The sequence below is a fragment of the Pseudomonas sp. PME37.24/025 genome, assembly GCF_055556615.1.
Window position 1 is genome coordinate 83,494 of sequence record NZ_JBVHNK010000009.1, and the last position, 16,760, is coordinate 100,253.

The window sequence follows — 16,760 nt, forward strand, 5'->3', positions numbered from 1 at the left end:
ATTTTTTTGCTCAGGCAGGAGCGTGGGACCGACTACGCTACTTCTATGCGGGCTCCTGAACGCTCAATGGGCTTTCAACTCCCGTCAGCAGCAATGATTGAACGTCAGCTTTCTGATTTTCAATACAAGGAAAGTGGCGTTTATGACGCAGTGCGCCACAGCGTTACGCGGGGAAGGGAATCATGAAAAGACTACGTCTGCTATGTGCCCTGATCGGTTTTACAAGTCTGCCCGTCGTGGCTGATATGGCATCGTTAAGTAAAGAGGCCTTTGTCAGCAACCTGATAAATCAAATGACCCTGGAGGAAAAAATCGGCCAACTGCGGCTGATCGCCATTGATGAAAAGATGACACCCGAAAAGATACGTGAAGAGATCGCCGCCGGGCGAATCGGTGGTACTTACGGCTCTGTGAGCCGTTTTGTAAACCGACCCATGCAGGACGCGGCTCAACAAAGCCGCCTGAAAATACCGATGTTTTTTGGCTGGGACGTAATACACGGCCAGCGAACCATTTTTCCCATTGGCCTGGCGTTGGCCTCCAGTTGGGATATTGAGGCTATCGAGTTGAGCGGTCGAACGGCGGCGAAAGAAGCCAGCGCCGACGGTATCGATTTGACCTTCGCCCCAATGATCGATATCGCCCGTGATCCTCGCTGGGGGCGCACCTCCGAAGGCTTCGGCGAAGACACCTATCTGGTTTCGCGCATTGCCAAAGCGATGGTTCAGGCCTACCAGGGCGCAAGCCCGAATGCACCCGACAGCATCATGGCCAGCGCCAAACACTTTGCCTTGTATGGGGCTGTCGAAGGTGGACGCGACTACAACAGCGTCGACATGGGCCTGGCCAGGATGTACCAGGAATACCTGCCGCCGTATCGTTCGGCGATAGAGGGTGGCGCAGGGGCGATGATGGTGGCGCTTAACTCGATAAATGGCGTGCCTGCCGCTTCCAATGCATGGTTGATGCAAGACCTGCTTCGCAAAGCATGGGGCTTTAAGGGACTAGTCATCAGCGACCATAACGGGATAAACGATCTGGTTCAGCATGGTGTTGCGAAGAATCAACGCGATGCGGCCAGGCTCGCGATCAAGGCCGGTGTTGATATGAGCATGAACGACTTCTCCTATGGTCCGGAGCTACCCGGGCTGCTTGAGTCTGGCGCTGTTTCCCAGAGCAATATCGATAACGCGGTGCGGGAAGTGCTGGGGGCCAAGTACGACATGGGACTGTTCGAAGACCCTTACCGGCGCATCGGCATTGCCAGTGAAGACCCCCCTGATAACAATGCCGAAAGCCGTCTGCACAGAGCGCAGGCCCGTGAGGTGGCGCGCAAGACATTGGTGCTGCTGAAGAATGAAAACGGACTCTTGCCGCTAAAAAAAGAAGGCGTGATCGCACTCATAGGCCCGTTGGCAAAAAGTACCGTCGACATCATGGGCAGTTGGTCTGCAAGCGGTGTACCCGCGCAATCGGTGACGATCTACGACGGGCTGAAAAACGCGATGAACCAGGGTTCGCTGATCTATGCCCGAGGCGCCAATCTCGAGGAGGATCAGGAGGTTGTTAAATACCTGGAATATCAGGGAGTGTCCGACCTCGCGAACGACCCTCGTCCGGCAGCAGAAATGATTGACGAAGCGGTCAAGACTGCACAACAAGCCGATGTTGTAATTGCGGTGGTGGGCGAGCCCCGCAGCATGTCCCATGAAGCGGCCAGTCGAACCAGCCTCGATCTGCCGGGGCGCCAGAGCGAATTGATCACCGCCCTGAAAGCCACCGGCAAGCCGCTGGTACTGGTATTGATGAACGGCCGGCCACTGTCCATCGGCAAGGAGCAGAAACAGGCCGATGCGATTCTGGAAACCTGGTACAGCGGCTCCGAGGGAGGCAACGCCGTTGCCGATGTGTTGTTCGGCGACTACAACCCGTCCGGCAAGTTACCCATCACCTTTCCACGTTCCGTGGGGCAGATCCCCAATTACTACAGCCACTTGAACACCGGTCGCCCCTACATCGTGGGTGCGCTTCGCAACTACACGTCGCAATATTTCGATCAATCCTATGGTCCGCTTTATCCCTTCGGTTATGGGCTGAGCTATACCGATTTCAGCCTGACCGACATGGCCCTGTCTTCGACCACACTGAACAAGACCGACAACCTCGTCGCCAGCGTCATGGTGAAGAATATCGGCCAGCGCGACGGCGAAACGGTGGTTCAGCTGTATATCCGCGATGTCGTTGGCTCCGTCAGCCGTCCGGTCAAAGAACTGAAGAACTTTCAAAAAATCATGCTCAAGGCCGGAGAGGAGAAAGCGGTCTATTTCAGCATTAATGAGAACGACTTGAAGTTCTTCAACACCCAATTGGAATACGCCGCCGAGCCGGGCGAATTCCGGGTGCAAATCGGTCTGGATTCCCAGGATGTGAAGGAGCAGAGTTTTGAGTTGCTGCCAGAACAAGCAGTGGCTAAAACGATCAGTAAAGAAGATGAAGTACCGAACGCAGAACCTGTAGAAGCGAGGCTTGCCCGCGAAGAACGATGACGCGTAATACCTGAAAAACCGCGGTGCATTCTTCGCGGGCAAGCCTCGCTCCCACAGGTTCTGCGCTTGCCGCGTGATTGACTTTAGGGGGCGCGAACTCGCTATTTCGCCCCCACCAACCAAACGGACGGTGCCTGCCCCAACACACGCCGAAACATCGTCGAGAACGCCGCCGGGCAGTCATAGCCAAAATTCAGCGCAATCCGCGTCACCGGCGTGCCCACCGCCAGCCGCGCCAAGGCCAGCACCCCGGCGGCGTAGCGCTGCAACTGCCCTGAGGCGAATTTACTTGTCCGCCAACCCCGGCGCTTCACGAATAATGAAGTGATCCAGGTTCTCAATATTGGCACTGAACACCCCGAACGTCTGTTCGGGGTTTTTCTTGCTCGGCACCTGCTTTAACTCCGGTGTCACCCCATAAAAGAAACAATACAACTGCGCCTCACTGTCGATGGCGTGCTTGATCTCTTCCAGAAACGCTTTGCGCTTGCGGTAGTTGTCGATCAGCTTCTTGCTCAGGTAAACATTGACCGAATAAGGCTTCTTCTTCGCCTCGTCCGGTTGCTTGAACCAGACCTTCTGTTCGAAATCGATGCGAAAGCTCTGCGTGTAATCCTTGATCTCCTTGATCTTGCCCCAGTAAATCAGCCCCTTGTTGTCCTGCAGGTATTCGATCTTCTTGAAGAACGACCCATAAGGCGCCGAGTGCTCGCCAATCTTCAGCGGCATGCGCTTGAGCAGCTCCTTGTCCTCGAAGTTCGACACAAAACACTCCACCGGATGGGCGAAGACACTGGTCTTGTCCGGCGCCGACTCCCGACTCGGATGCTCGACGTCACTGGCCATTGAAGTTGGTTTTGGGTCATCCCGCATGACATCCGCCGCCACGGCTGGGTTCGACGGCTTACGCACATACTCACGGCGAGTCAGCAACAACTCCGACGGGAAATGCTCCTCCCGACTGTCATCCGATTCCGCACCGTCCGCCTCCAGACCAGACGCCGGCGTCTTCAGACTGACATAAGGACAACCCTCGACATGCCGCGTGCTGGGAATGTTCTTGAAGTGCGGCGTACGCACGTAATTCACGTTCTTGGCGTTGAATGTCCCCAACGCATTGGTCGTATCAAACGCTGAACGGCAGGCATCGTTGGGGCACTGGAAGTGCTCCTTGGCGGAATCGAACTCCATCGTCTCGTCGAAATTCAAATCGCGCACGTCATAGATCGACAGCTTGTCGTCGAGGCTGAGGCAGTAGGCGAGGTCGAATTTCATGGCGGGCTCGGGTCCTTGAGTGGGGAAGGGTATTAATAGCGGGAGGCGGGGCGGGTTGCACTGAATGTTTTCAATACACCGCAAATCGATGGCAACCCACCAAACCTGTGGGAGCGGGCTTGCCCGCGATTCTCAAACTCACAACAGTCACCAAGTCGACCACCGACTTGTGGCGAGGGGGCTTGCCCCCGTTGGGTCGCGAAGCGGCCCCAAAACCGGCGAGCGCGGCAGGTCAGGTCGAAAGCGTCAGTGAAGATGCCACATAACAAAATCCGCTGCTTGAACCTCAAACAGCGGATTTTTTATGCAGCGACGAACAATCAGAACCCGCGCAACAGTCGGGAAGCCTTCCGCCACCAGGACTCACGCCGATTGAACGGATTATCTATGATACAAGCTTAAGGTCTTGGTATTAACGTTCTCCGATCCGCGGCCACAGATAGTCTCGTAGGGCTCCTACCACTGCGGTCTGTTCGGTCATCTTTCGGTCACCGAACAGCAATCGGCCAATGCTTAGCCCGAGCTTGCGGTAGCTCTCGAACTGGGCCTCATCGAAGAACTGGTCGGCGGTGCTCTCGTTGGGAAAGGCTGGATGATTCATGGCGTAATTGCGCACGTCCAGCGGCAGGTCGACGAGCAGGGAGGGCTTGAGCACCAGGATACGGCAGCGTACGAAATCCGACTGAGCCTGATCATGGACATTGAAGAGCAGGGCGCAGCGCCGAGCTTTTTCATCGCCAGTAGTCTCATCGCCGACTGGGCCGCCAAAGATTGGTGATAGGGCGCTGATCTCGCGAATGGCTGTGTCTTCGCGAATTTCCAACTTATGGTCAATGCGCGCTAGACGCACTAGGTTGGCGAGATCGTCAAAACGATAGTCACTATCGCACCCGTTATCACACAGCACGATCAGCTCTATCCCCCGCTCTGTGCGTAGCAGTTCATATACAGCAGTATTATCGAAGTGACCGCCGTCGGAGAGATACTGGAAGTCGCGGCGATGGCCGTGGAAGTGCGCCGTCAGTTCGTAGAACAGATAGGTCTGGGTTGTCAGGAGTCGGGCGATTCCCTTGTCCTTTCGACGGCTAGGAGCATTGGGCTCTTCACCCTGCTCGAGGAAGTTGGATGGCCACCAGATACCCAAGCGGACGTTGGCCAGGCCCAGCGCCAGCGAGGTGCCCAGCGAGGTGGCTCGCCCGAGGCCTGTTGTGAACGCGGCCCCTGATGTAGCAATCCAGTGGGCCAGTGTCACAGGCTGATTTATCTCGCTGAATAGCCCGTCCTTTTTCGAACGCAGGCACGGCGTGCCGTCCAGGATGAAGCTGACCGGTTCCAGGCCTTGCTGACGGTAGCCTGGGGCGATGCAAAGAGGTTTACCTTTTCGATCCCGCTGAACCAGCTGTTCTCCGGGGTCCACGGTGAGATTCATGGTTACATTGATTAGGTGCAGCGGGGCACAGGTCTGGGTGCCGTAGTAGTGGTCCAGCGTAACATCGTCGCCCATGACTGCATCGGTCACACCCATACGTGGTTTGCCGCGCTTGCCATCTATCCTGTTTGCGAAGCGCAGCCTGTTGGAGGCCCCGAGGTAGGCCCGCGCCAGCCGGCTAGAATAGAAGGAGTGCAGTGACGACAGGTTGAGAAAGTCGATGAACAATGCCGAAATGATTGTTAGCAGGGTAGCGGCTGCCGCCGTTGTTAGCAGGCGCCATTGGGTGCCTGTGACCTCCCCATAAATACTGGGATATTTACCGTTCCAACGCAGCCACTCGACCAGCCCACCCCAGAGCACGGCAGTACTCAGAAACATCAGAGCGCCTGCAGCGCCTGCGATCAGCCCCAGAGGCATGCGGCGTACCCAAGTCGGCAATTTCTTGTCGTCAAGCATGCCGGCCAGTCCCTTAACCGCACCGATAACTCCCGATAATAGAACGAAAGGCGTGAGCGCCTTGGTATCGCCTGAGTGCATCCATTTATAGAAGCCGACGGAGAACCATTGGACAGAGGGTAGGAATCCCAGAACCAGCACACCGATTAGACTGACAGAAAGACAGCGGGTAACCCTGACCCTGTAGCTCTTTACCGTATCAGTGCTCTCCAGACCGTCACCCATAGTGCGAGGTGACCTGCTAAGTAAAGTCAAGACGACTTGATACAGATTGGCGAAAAGCACCACGACTGCAGCGCTGCCGAACAGCCATACGGCGTTACCTAACTGCTCAAACATCAGCCAGGACACTAGGCCGAGTGCAACGGCCACAAAGAAGTTTGCGATGCTGGCGGCGTTGAATACAGTGGTGCGCTCTTCTTGATCCTGTCGCGCGTAGATGAGCCAGAAAGCCAGCATCAATGGCATCGTGTGTAGTGTCAGCCATGCTGCGGGAAGCCACCAGCCGAAGTTGTTGCAGGTGGGGTCTGGGTTGCACAGCGAGGTGCCATGTGAATTAGCAAATGCGTTCAGAGCCGCAGAGTAGAAAGCCAACAGCACAAACAATGGCATGCCGATGACATAATGCAGGGCTAGCAGATTGCGCAATGTCAGACCCAGGACGTAGAACAGATCACCAGACCCCGATGGAGTCAGGTAGCGGCCATTCTCGCGTAGCCAAGCCATCGACGCTTCGCCAACAGCTCCTTTTTTTTCGTAGTCCTTATGGGTATGGATGCGACCCGGCGGTTCGAATCTTAAGGTTTCATAGGCATGCTCTGCTGCTTGCCGCGCGGCGGCCTCGCTGACTTCTTGATCGGCCAGTGATGCCTGGCGTGGATCACTGCGCCCTGGGAGGAATAGGCTGCCGAAGAAGGCTCCGATATAACCGCCGCCGCTAACAGTGGATAGGTAGTCGAAATGAGGGAGCAGGTAGCCGCCAATCTTGTCCTTCTCTTCCTTCTCAAAATCTCCCTTGATTGGTGGTACCGGCGCGCGTGCCAGTGCCTGCAATACACCAAGAGAGAAGGTTGCGCTGCGGATACCCCCACCTGACAGAGCGAGGGCCCAGCGTCCACTTGGGCTAGTGCTCTTGCCTAGTTCGAGAAACTCTCTGCGTTCGTCTATCCGTGCCCTCTCGGCCGCATACTGGTCTGTTTCCGACATTCGCACGTCCTCTGAGCTAGATATCCTTCCGGTAAGGGATAGTTAAGCAGTCGGATGTCAGACAGCAAATTGCCTTGTGTTCGGCTGGTTGGCGCCTTGCAGGCAGACACGTTGGGTTGCGAAGCGGCCCCTAAACCGGCAAACGCGGCAGGTCAGGCCGAAAGCGCCAATGAAGATGCCACATAACAAAATCCGCTACCTGAACCTCAAACAGCGGATTTTTTATGTCACGACAAACAATCAGAACCCGCGCAACACCCTGGAAGCCTTCCGCCACCAGGACTCACGCCGATTGAATGGACCATCAGCCAACACACAAGGCATATCCCGCAACCGAATCCAGGGTTCATCCTGCCAGTGCAGCATGCTGAGCGACATCTGAGGCCAATCCAGCACGCTCAACGTCGGACGCTCGACCGCTCGCGATGGTCGAGCGTCACGCAGGGCAGGCACCACCTGATGCGTCAGCCACTCGCGCAGCAATCGATACTCCGGGCAGTAGTGATAAACCAGCAACGCATAAACACCTGATTCACTCACCATCAAACGTTCTTCTGCAGCTCCGTGGGCATAGATAAACATCATCTGTCGTTGATCAGTATCGAGCTTGCGCGACATGCGTTCATCGAGGTACTTGCCCATCAAACGCCCTAGGTCATGAGCGCAGAACCAGGCTTGGTTCTCCACGAGAAGGGCGTGAAGGTAGATGTTGTGACGGGTGAAAAGGGTTGATGTGAGTGGTTCAGACATGGAGTACCTCCTGAAGCGGAAGCACGGGATTTGATCTGCGGATACGGCAATTCACCTTCATCGTGAAGGATGGGTATTCAGGCATTTCCTTTACCTCTGGCTGCTTTCTTAGGGCATTCGTTATGGGTGTCGGGAGCTAAGAAACCCACCAGAGACGGGCCGGACATATTCCCCTTTCGGGTCTTGTATTCGCCCACTCCCGACATAACGGGGATTTTCTCGCAGGCGTAGAGAAACCGCAGACGAAAAAAAGCCGCATGACTGTCGGGTGCGGAGGACCGCTCTGGTTTGTAGAGTTTCTTAGGCTCGGAGCCGAGGGTAGGGGGATCAGAGGGAGTCGTCAACCAGCGATGTTTCCTACCTTTCAACAAGCGAAATGAAATCTGGACAATGGCAGTGAGTAAATTATGCTGTGTTTATATCCAGTATTTGTTCACTGTTGATTTCTGCCTCGCCCACAATCCGTGTTGCTATGCCTCATGTCACGGATTCGCAGAAATTTCATTTACTTTGAGGTTTACGGGGCTAGAATGGTGACCGTTCGTCACAGCTTTGACCCAGAGGAATTTCGGGCTCATGAATCTTTTTGAAACACCATCTTTTGAATCCTTGAGCGAAACGACTTCGGCCCCCCATGAGCCGGATACTCATCCTGTGACTGATCTTGCACTGCTGCACAAGCTGCTGGAGATCTACGATCAAGGGCAGCTCGCCGAGATTCTCAACGATGTTAGCCCGACCCAGTGGTGTCGTGAAACAATCAATCGCTGGGTCAAAGGCAAGGCTTCGCCGAAGCTTTCCCACATTGAATTCACTCGCCTGGAAGCTCTGTTACCCAAGCGTCTCAACCACAAACCTTCCTTCACCTTTATCGATCTTTTCGCAGGCATCGGCGGGATCAGAAAAGGTTTTGAAGCCATCGGCGGCGAATGTCTGTTCACGTCCGAATGGAACAAGTACGCCGTTAAAACCTACAAGGCTAACCACTTCTGTGATCCTGCTCGTCACCGCTTCAATCTAGATATCCGCTCGGTCACGCTTTCAGACAAGCCTGAAGTTAGTGACGAAGACGCCTACAGGAACATTGATCGCGAAATTCCAGATCACGATGTCCTGTTGGCAGGTTTTCCGTGCCAGCCATTCTCCCTTGCAGGTGTTTCCAAAAAGAATTCCTTGGGACGCAAGCACGGTTTCGAATGTGAGACCCAAGGCACTCTGTTTTTTGACGTAGCACGAATTATCGCCGCGAAACGTCCGGCCGCGTTCCTACTTGAAAACGTGAAAAACCTGAAAAGCCACGACAAAGGAAATACGTTCAGGATCATTTGCGAAGCACTTGATGAATTGGGCTATGAGGTTGCAGATGTAAATGCGCCGAAGGGGTCAGACCCCAAGGTCATCGATGCCAGACACTTCGTACCGCAGCATCGTGAGCGAATCGTGCTGGTAGGTTTCCGTCGTGACCTGAATGTTCACCAAGGCTTCACGCTGCGTGATATCAGCAAACTGATACCCAAGCAGCGACCTAGCTTTGGTGATTTGCTTGATAAGGATGTGGATGACAAATACATCCTCACGCCGAAGCTTTGGGATTATCTCTACCGTTACGCCGCGAAGCATCGTGAGAAGGGCAATGGCTTTGGTTTTGGCTTGACCCGTCCAAACGACGTGGCTCGTACGCTCTCGGCGCGATATCACAAGGACGGTTCTGAAATCCTGGTTGACCGGGGATTTGTGGATAGCCTGGACTTCAATAGTGAGCTGAATCAGCTCTATCGACCGCGTCGACTGACTCCGCATGAGTGCTCGCGCTTGATGGGGTTCGACAAGCCGGGGGAGAGCAAATTTGTGATTCCTGTATCCGATACCCAAGCCTATCGTCAGTTCGGTAACTCGGTTGCCGTCCCGGTTTTTGAAGCTGTGGCTCGGTTGATGAAGGACCGGATTTTGGCTGCGAAGGAAAAGACTGGTGATAAGGAGCGGCCACAGTTGGAGTTTGCCCTTCCTGAATGATGAATCGCGCCTCTCTATCGATATATCGTTGAATGAAGGCCCGCTTCATGACTCAGGCCTTTACGTCATGACAGAATTCCTGAGTCGGAGAGCTTCTCGCAGCAGCAATACCGTGAACCTGTCGGACATATTTTCATCAGACTCCTAAATTGGTCAGCGATCGTACCCATGACAAGCTTTTTCCAATGGATTGACGGCAAGAATCAAGAAGATTGGTGGATATTCATCAAGCGACTTTCGGCCAATGACACAGGACTCACGGGCGGTAACGGGGTTGGTATTTATGTGCCAAAAGCTGTCGTAGCCGTAGCGTTGCCGTCCATTTCCGGCACCTCATCTCTGAACCCTGACTGCAGTCTGACGGCGCAGGTCACTTCACATGGTTTTCCAGAGCAGACGCTGAGAGGTATTTACTACAACAACCGCCATTTTGAGGGGCCAGGGTCGCGCAATGAATACCGCCTGACGAGATGGAATACAGACGTCAAAAGCAACCCGGCCCAGGATCCGGAAAACACGGGAGCATTGGCTATTTTTGCCTTCCACGTGCCCCATGTCGGCAGGAATGCGGAATTTCTGGATATCTGGATATGCAAGAACCTCGAGGAGGAAGAGTTTGTCGAGGACAAGATAGGCGAAGTAGTGCCCGGCAGTTCGCTTTTTAACCGAGGTGACAGGCTGTTCGCCGGCTTTGCTCAGAGTCCGGATGAAGAGCCTAGCAATGTGGCGATTCCGCAGGCATGGGCGGATGCCTTCCCCAGTGGCGAAGAAATTATTGCCTATCTTCTTGCTGTCTTTCGCTCTATGAAGACAACGCCTGACGAACTCATCCTTGAGCGGCGTGATAACGAGTACAAACTATTCCGCCAGATTGAAGAAATTCACATCTTGCACCAAGTCAGGAAGGGATTCGGTTCCGTCGACGAGTTTATGCAGATGGCGAACTCGGTCAGCAATCGCCGCAAATCAAGATCGGGAAAATCACTTGAGATACACCTTGAGCATCTCTTTCGACAGTTCGGTCTTGCGATGTTCAGTACTCAGTGCAAAACAGAAGGTAACAAACGGCCTGATTTCATCTTCCCTTCTTGCGCCGACTATCGCGACCCAACGTTCCCGGATCAAAAGCTGCGTATGCTGGCTGTCAAAACAACCTGCAAGGACCGCTGGCGTCAGGTTCTAAACGAAGCCAACAGAGTGGACAGGATCCATCTGTTTACGCTTCAAGAAGGAGTTTCTCCTCACCAATTTGCCGAGATGACGACCGAGAACGTCAAATTGGTAGTGCCTAAGCCGTTGCACACAAAATATCCAGAGCTGATACGTGACAAGCTGATGACCCTGGACGATTTTATCGTGGAGACGAAATCCATTCGCTGAAAGTGTCGGCTTGGAAACCTTCGAAGCGAGCAAAGGAGTCTTAGAGGCAAACGCCAATGCTGTAAGTTATGAAGTGGGTGGCAAATGATAGATGTTGTGGATAGCGCGACGAGATCAAGAATGATGGGCGGTATCCTTAGCAAGGATACAAAGCCTGAATTGACTGTCCGGCGTTATCTGCACGCCCGTGGTTTCCGATATAGGCTGCATCGTAAAGGATTGCCCGGAACGCCCGACTTGGTTTTATCGAAGTACAAACTTGCAATATTTATTCATGGCTGTTTTTGGCACCGTCATTGTGATTGTTTTTATTCGGTACTACCTACCACTAGATCTGTTTTTTGGAGCGAAAAACTCTCCAAGAATGTCGATAGAGATAGGCGTCAACTGACCGAGCTTGCAAGTATGGAGTGGAGAGTATTAACAATCTGGGAGTGTGGGTTAAAACATCGTATTGAATGCATGGAGGAGATTATCGAACTGATCTATTCCGCTGAAAGTATTATGGAGTGGCCAATTACGGCTCCAAGAAAAAAATCAAAGAATAAATGAATTGTGTTTTAGTATCGGTTGAGATAAATAGCCCTCTAATAAAGAGGGCTTTTTTATATGAGCAATAGTGATTATCTGCAAGGTTTTCATGAAGAATTGCTGAACTCTGGAATGAATGCTAAGAATTCCGCTTTGATTTTTCGATTATGAGAAAATTTTTCAACTGTTCAAATTGGCGATGAGAGGGTCGGTTTTTCAGTGCAAATGTCAGCTATTTTTTAACACTAAAAATTGTTAAAAAAAATGTCGAATTTTTCTGTGCGTTTGGTTATCGTTGATGTCGCGTTTTGGACAGTGGCACACTGCTATGTTGGTGCGGGGTCACCTATTTCAGCGTTAAGCAGCAGGCGCAATAGCCCTTTTAGGCTAGAAGCCAAGGAGCAGGGATGGGCAACGTCGATGCGGTTTGGAGGTTGAGTAGGGACCAAAACGAAGTGGTTTTGCGTGTAGAAAATGCTGTCGTAGATTGTGACGCTTTATCAATATGGGAGGCTGAATACGAAGAGCGACCATGTATCTTTAATTATAAAGTTCGCAAGCCATCGGAGGATCTTCCCCAAATACAATTTAATCGTCTTGCCTCTGAACCAGTTTTAATTGTGCGAGGGAATTCTAAAGATGGTTTTCAATTAAAGCTGGCAGTAAAAGCAGGTGGGGTTTTTTTCGACCTCCCAACGCTATTTACGGATCAGATTGTAATAGCGGATGCTACTTGGATGTTTGTTAACTTGACTCAAGTTGGCGGAGTTATTAATGAGTTAAAGTTGGCGGGTATTAAGCTGTATTCTAATATTAATTTAGGGCAGCTGGTTTGGCTAAGAGCGAGAGATTTTTTAGGTGTTGAATTTGAAGATGTATCTTTTGATAGTGAAATGTATCACTCGCAGTTTGAGTTGCTATCGGATTTTGGATTGAGTTGTAATGTAAGTCTTTTTAATTATCAAAAAACAGGCGTTACTTTTTTATCTCTAATAGCTAATGAGTCTATAGGTTGCATCCTTGCAGACGAAATGGGCCTTGGAAAGACTTTGCAGGTTGTTTCTCTATTCTCAATAGAGACGCGCGAAGATAGGGGGCCGAATTTGGTCGTTTGTCCCGCAACTCTTGTCGAAAATTGGCGTCGTGAAATTCTAAGCTTCGCACCACAACTAAAGCCTTATATACATGCCGGAGGTAAAAGAACTGGTGACTATCGAGGTTTCAAGAATTTTGATGTTGTCATAGTTTCTTATGAAACCGCTGTTCGAGATGAACTGATTTTGTCATCTGTTTCATGGAATGTCGTTGCGATAGATGAAGCCCAAAATATTAAAAATCCAATGGCGTTACGTACAGTTTCTTTAAAGAAAATTCCACGGCGTGTTTCCATTGCTATGACCGGCACTCCGATGGAAAATAAATTGACCGATTTATGGTCAATTGCGGATTTTGCACTCCCAGGTATCTTGGGAACACTCAAAAACTTTCAAGCACGCTACGATGACAATGAGTGTGATGCGCAGGACCTTTCTTCAATTATCACCCCTATCATGTTACGTAGAAGGGTTTCTGAAGTGGCCACGGACTTGCCTCATCGAATTGATATCCCTCAAATTTTAGTGATGAGTAGTCAAATGGCGGAAGATTATGAAAAACTTCGCCAAGAAACTATCGCTGACTATGGTGCAAATGGAAAGTTGGTGGTGTTGAGCAAGTTACGACAGTTCTGTACCCATCCTCTGGTTGCAGGAGTTTCTTGGGGGGATCCGGCAAAAGGAATGCCAAAATACCAACGATTACTAGAAGTATTAGAAGAGATTTTCCTGTTAAATGAGAAGGTTTTAATTTTTTCTAGTTTTACAGGGTTTACGGATTTGTTGATGGTGGATCTTCCGAAGAGATTTCCCTCTGTTTGGTCGGGATACATAGATGGCAGAGTAGCGATTGATTTGAGGCAGAACTTGGTTGATGAATTTTCAGAGTTTACTGGGCCAGCTTTTTTTTCCTTAAATCCGAAAGCTGCGGGAGTAGGATTGAATATTACGGCTGCCAATCACGTTATTCATTTTAACCCTGAGTGGAATCCAGCAGTGGAAGATCAAGCATCTGCAAGGGCATACAGAAGAAAGCAGAAGCGCCCTGTAACTGTACATCATTTGTACTTTTCAGATTCAGTAGAAGAACTTGTTATGGAGCGTCTGATGAGAAAGCGCTCATTAGCAAATGAAGCTGTAGTAGGGCATGAAGGTCAGCTTGATACTGCTGATATTGAGCGAGCGTTAAAGTTAACTCCTTTTACTACTGGAGAGTCTGAGATATGAAGTACGTAAAATCCATTACAAAGAAGCTCAGTGCAAATGATACAGGTGAAACTGGCACGCACCAAGCCGGAATCCTTATTCCCAAATCAACCAATATTTTAGATTTTTTTCCAAGTCTCGATTCAAAACAAAAAAATCCGCGTGTGTCGTTGAACTTTTTCGAGGATGATAAGGTTTCAAAGTGGGGGTTGGAATTTATCTATTACAACAATAAATTTTTTGGCGGTACGCGGAACGAATATCGGCTTACTTGGATGACCCAGTATTTAAGAGCAAAGAATGCTAAAGCAGGAGATACGGTAAAGTTGGTTTTGGATAAAGATGGTCGTCGATATATTTCATTAATTAGGCAGTGCGAGTCTGTTGACGACGGTGTGCTTACGTTGCGTGGCGGTTGGAAGGTTATTAATTTTGGGTGATAAATATGAATAGTGACGAGAAATTTATAGAATGCCTTCCAGACCCAACTCGTGTGGCAGAGGGATTGCGCGATACAGGTTATGAGTTTGACACTGCAATAGCTGATATTGTAGATAATTCGATTGCGGCTGGTGCGAACCTAGTAAGTATTGACATCGGGATGGACCCCAAAGGCAACGTCATTGTCGGTATATCCGATAACGGGAAAGGTATGGATCGCAATGGTCTAATAAATGCCTTGCGGTACGGTTCAAAGAAACGCGATGATCCTGCAAGTTTGGGTAAGTTTGGATTGGGCTTGAAGACCGCGTCCACCGCCTTCTGTCGAAAAATTACATTGATTTCTCGGCCCGAAGCAGATACCACCGTTCTAAAAGCATGTTGGGATTTGGATACGGTAAATGATCACGGCTGGAGAATAGAAATAACTAATGCTTCAAAGTATGAGCAACAGTTACTGGACAAAACAGCGCCTGATGACGCTGGGACAGTAGTGTTATGGGAGAAAGTAGATAGATTATTAGGGGACTATAAAGAGCAAGGGGGGAAGTATGCGCAAAAGGCTTTAAAAAAATACATTGATGCTTTAAAAACTCACTTATCGATGGTTTACCAACGTTTTCTTGATCCGTCTGATGAGCGCGAGAGAACAGTCGTGATCAGCCTTCAGGGGGTGAGTGTTGAAGCTTGGGATCCTTTCTGTTTGCCTGAAGTGTTAGAACCTTTAGCAAGTAAAGAAATAACGATTAATCTTAGTGAGACGGAAAAAACCTCTTTTTTAGTAAGGGCGTTTGTATTACCAAGAAAAGAAGATTTTTCAGATCAGGAGCTTGCAAAGTCCGCACGCATTGCAAATGATATGCAGGGTATTTATGTATATCGAGAAAATCGACTGATACATGGCCCGGACTGGATGGGGATGTATCGCAAAGAGCCTCATTTTAATAATTGTCGTATTGAGCTGTCATTTAATCATAAGCTGGATGAGGCGTTTCAAGTAGATATAAAGAAATCAAGAATACTACTGGCTACAGAAATTTATGATTGGTTAAGAGATAAGTTTCTACCTGGACCTCGCAGAGAGGCGGAGGCGATCAGTCGAAAAGGGCAATCTATTGTGTCCGAAGCGGCGGGTCTGCTTTTGCACAGATCATCCAATAATGCAATTCATGGGAAGGCCGACTCTTTAAAGACTGCTAGATTGGATGAGTATGATTTGGCTACCGGAGAAGGTTTAATTACAAACAAAGGCGGCCAGGCGAAAATAAAAATAAAGCTAGTTGAGCCTGATGGTCCTGGTCAGGTCCATGTTAAGGCTGTTCCTGAAATATTAAATGGATTGCTGTTTGAGCCTGCGTATATTGCAGGTAATCAGGGAGTTCAAGTTAATACTAGTCATCCTTACTATCACAAGGTCTATCTTCCAAACAGTTCGTCAGGCGTGACAATTCAGGGGTTGGACTCATTATTGTGGGCGCTTTGTGCCGCCGAGCTAGGTTGCATAAGTGATGATAATAAGCGGAAATTTGAAGAGATGCGTTTTGAAGTGTCGAGGTTGTTACGCCAGTTGGTAGAGGATATGCCTGACTCTTCTGGATCATTAGAATGATAAATCCGGCGCAAATATCTAAACACTTGACCTCCAGATTTGGATTGGAACTGTTATGTCAGGCGATGGGTGAAGATGGGAAGGACTGTTCTCTACGGGTTGATGGTATCGATGCTCCTAATGGTTTTCAGGTGAGAATCCAACAAGGGTGGAGAACCATTGAAGCTACATTCATCCCGGATACCTTTGCTGCGGGACTGATCAAAACAATTTGTGTTGCTGAAGAGAGCCGGAAGGCTGAGTTTTTTATTCTTTTGAAATCGTTTTCCGGTTCAGGAATAAAATGTGAGGTGAGCATAAATGGAGTGCTTACGAACGCATTTCAGGAAAATTTGATTTGGTCTAAATTTGAGTTGAAGTGTTCAAAATTAACTGATGTGAAGACTGCTCAAAGCAACGGAGAAAGAGTTGGTGAGGCTTGTTTGGCGTTGCTTTTATCATTGCTACCTACAGAGGAGAATGATTTAGACTCCGTAATTGAAGTTTGCGGCTTTCCCGAAGGTGCATTAATACGCGTTGAGGTAAACAGGTATGAACGCCATCCTTCAAATAGAGTAGCTGCCATAGCGGTCCATGGAACTAGATGCGTTGCGTGTGATTTTGATTTTTCAGAAATTTATGGGAAGCTAGGTGAAAGTTTCATCGAAGTTCATCATACGGTGCCAGTTTCAGCCTTGGGCGATGGATATGTGATAGATCCAGCTACTGACTTGGTTCCGTTGTGCGCAAATTGTCATAGGATGGTACATCGTCAAAGTCCTCCTATTGCTGTAGCAGCTCTAAAAAGTCTTCTTCGAAGAAATATCTAGGCGCGTGATAAT

11 protein-coding genes and 1 pseudogene are annotated in these 16,760 nt (G+C 50.1%); 8 read left to right on the forward strand and 4 right to left on the reverse strand.

Going from position 1 to position 16,760, the window contains the following annotated elements:
• Positions 1-245 precede the first annotated feature (245 nt).
• Positions 246-2,546 carry a beta-glucosidase BglX gene (gene bglX, locus ACZ3HH_RS17455; RefSeq protein WP_465806523.1) on the forward strand — a complete coding sequence of 767 codons (2,301 nt, stop codon included), beginning with the start codon at positions 246-248 and terminating at the stop codon, positions 2,544-2,546.
• Between the two features lie 101 nt (positions 2,547-2,647).
• On the opposite strand, the pseudogene ACZ3HH_RS17460 reads toward bglX, so the two are convergent.
• The 4 genes and pseudogenes from ACZ3HH_RS17460 to ACZ3HH_RS17475 all read right to left on the reverse strand — a co-directional run.
• Positions 2,648-2,803: pseudogene (locus ACZ3HH_RS17460) on the reverse strand (helix-turn-helix domain-containing protein); the annotation flags it as partial.
• 28 nt (positions 2,804-2,831) lie between these two features.
• A complete protein-coding gene (locus ACZ3HH_RS17465; protein WP_465806234.1) occupies positions 2,832-3,821 on the reverse strand; it encodes a hypothetical protein in 990 nt (329 codons plus the stop codon).
• A gap of 412 nt (positions 3,822-4,233) precedes the next feature.
• Positions 4,234-6,915 carry a patatin-like phospholipase family protein gene (locus ACZ3HH_RS17470; RefSeq protein ID WP_465806236.1) on the reverse strand — a complete coding sequence of 894 codons (2,682 nt, stop codon included), beginning with the start codon at positions 6,913-6,915 and terminating at the stop codon, positions 4,234-4,236.
• A 240-nt stretch (positions 6,916-7,155) separates the two neighbouring features.
• Positions 7,156-7,665, reverse strand: coding sequence for a BRO-N domain-containing protein (locus ACZ3HH_RS17475; RefSeq protein ID WP_465806238.1), 510 nt, complete (start codon positions 7,663-7,665; stop codon positions 7,156-7,158).
• Between the two features lie 576 nt (positions 7,666-8,241).
• Here ACZ3HH_RS17475 and dcm point away from each other — a divergent pair.
• The 7 genes from dcm (at position 8,242) to ACZ3HH_RS17510 (ending at position 16,748) form a co-directional block, all read left to right on the forward strand.
• The gene (gene dcm / locus ACZ3HH_RS17480) at positions 8,242-9,678 is read left to right on the forward strand and encodes a DNA (cytosine-5-)-methyltransferase (RefSeq protein ID WP_465806240.1); all 1,437 of its coding nucleotides are present in this window, start codon (positions 8,242-8,244) and stop codon (positions 9,676-9,678) included.
• 168 nt (positions 9,679-9,846) lie between these two features.
• Positions 9,847-11,058, forward strand: a complete 1,212-nt coding sequence (locus tag ACZ3HH_RS17485; protein WP_465806242.1) for a type II restriction endonuclease — start codon at positions 9,847-9,849, stop codon at positions 11,056-11,058.
• Between the two features lie 84 nt (positions 11,059-11,142).
• Positions 11,143-11,610: a very short patch repair endonuclease gene (locus tag ACZ3HH_RS17490; RefSeq protein WP_465806244.1), complete on the forward strand. Its 468-nt coding sequence runs from the start codon at positions 11,143-11,145 to the stop codon at positions 11,608-11,610.
• 386 nt (positions 11,611-11,996) lie between these two features.
• Entirely contained in the window at positions 11,997-13,910 is a 1,914-nt protein-coding gene (locus ACZ3HH_RS17495) for a DEAD/DEAH box helicase (protein ID WP_465806246.1), read from the forward strand.
• Entirely contained in the window at positions 13,907-14,329 is a 423-nt protein-coding gene (locus ACZ3HH_RS17500) for an EcoRII N-terminal effector-binding domain-containing protein (RefSeq protein WP_465806248.1), read from the forward strand. Before ACZ3HH_RS17495 ends, ACZ3HH_RS17500 begins: the two co-directional genes overlap by 4 nt.
• Before the next feature lie 5 nt (positions 14,330-14,334).
• Positions 14,335-15,939: an ATP-binding protein gene (locus ACZ3HH_RS17505; RefSeq protein ID WP_465806250.1), complete on the forward strand. Its 1,605-nt coding sequence runs from the start codon at positions 14,335-14,337 to the stop codon at positions 15,937-15,939.
• The gene (locus ACZ3HH_RS17510) at positions 15,936-16,748 is read left to right on the forward strand and encodes an HNH endonuclease (RefSeq protein WP_465806252.1); all 813 of its coding nucleotides are present in this window, start codon (positions 15,936-15,938) and stop codon (positions 16,746-16,748) included. The genes ACZ3HH_RS17505 and ACZ3HH_RS17510 overlap by 4 nt, the downstream gene beginning before the upstream one ends.
• Positions 16,749-16,760 lie beyond the last annotated feature (12 nt).

Bases quoted from the DNA above. Each gene is read 5' to 3' on its own strand.
- dcm (WP_465806240.1), top strand. From the start codon at position 8,242: ATGAATCTTTTTGAAACACCATCTTTTGAATCCTTGAGCGAAACGACT.
- ACZ3HH_RS17490 (WP_465806244.1), top strand. From the start codon at position 11,143: ATGATAGATGTTGTGGATAGCGCGACGAGATCAAGAATGATGGGCGGT.
- ACZ3HH_RS17470 (WP_465806236.1), bottom strand. From the start codon at position 6,915: ATGTCGGAAACAGACCAGTATGCGGCCGAGAGGGCACGGATAGACGAA.
- ACZ3HH_RS17475 (WP_465806238.1), bottom strand. From the start codon at position 7,665: ATGTCTGAACCACTCACATCAACCCTTTTCACCCGTCACAACATCTAC.
- ACZ3HH_RS17465 (WP_465806234.1), bottom strand. From the start codon at position 3,821: ATGAAATTCGACCTCGCCTACTGCCTCAGCCTCGACGACAAGCTGTCG.
- ACZ3HH_RS17505 (WP_465806250.1), top strand. From the start codon at position 14,335: ATGAATAGTGACGAGAAATTTATAGAATGCCTTCCAGACCCAACTCGT.
- ACZ3HH_RS17510 (WP_465806252.1), top strand. From the start codon at position 15,936: ATGATAAATCCGGCGCAAATATCTAAACACTTGACCTCCAGATTTGGA.
- ACZ3HH_RS17495 (WP_465806246.1), top strand. From the start codon at position 11,997: ATGGGCAACGTCGATGCGGTTTGGAGGTTGAGTAGGGACCAAAACGAA.
- bglX (WP_465806523.1), top strand. From the start codon at position 246: ATGGCATCGTTAAGTAAAGAGGCCTTTGTCAGCAACCTGATAAATCAA.
- ACZ3HH_RS17500 (WP_465806248.1), top strand. From the start codon at position 13,907: ATGAAGTACGTAAAATCCATTACAAAGAAGCTCAGTGCAAATGATACA.
- ACZ3HH_RS17485 (WP_465806242.1), top strand. From the start codon at position 9,847: ATGACAAGCTTTTTCCAATGGATTGACGGCAAGAATCAAGAAGATTGG.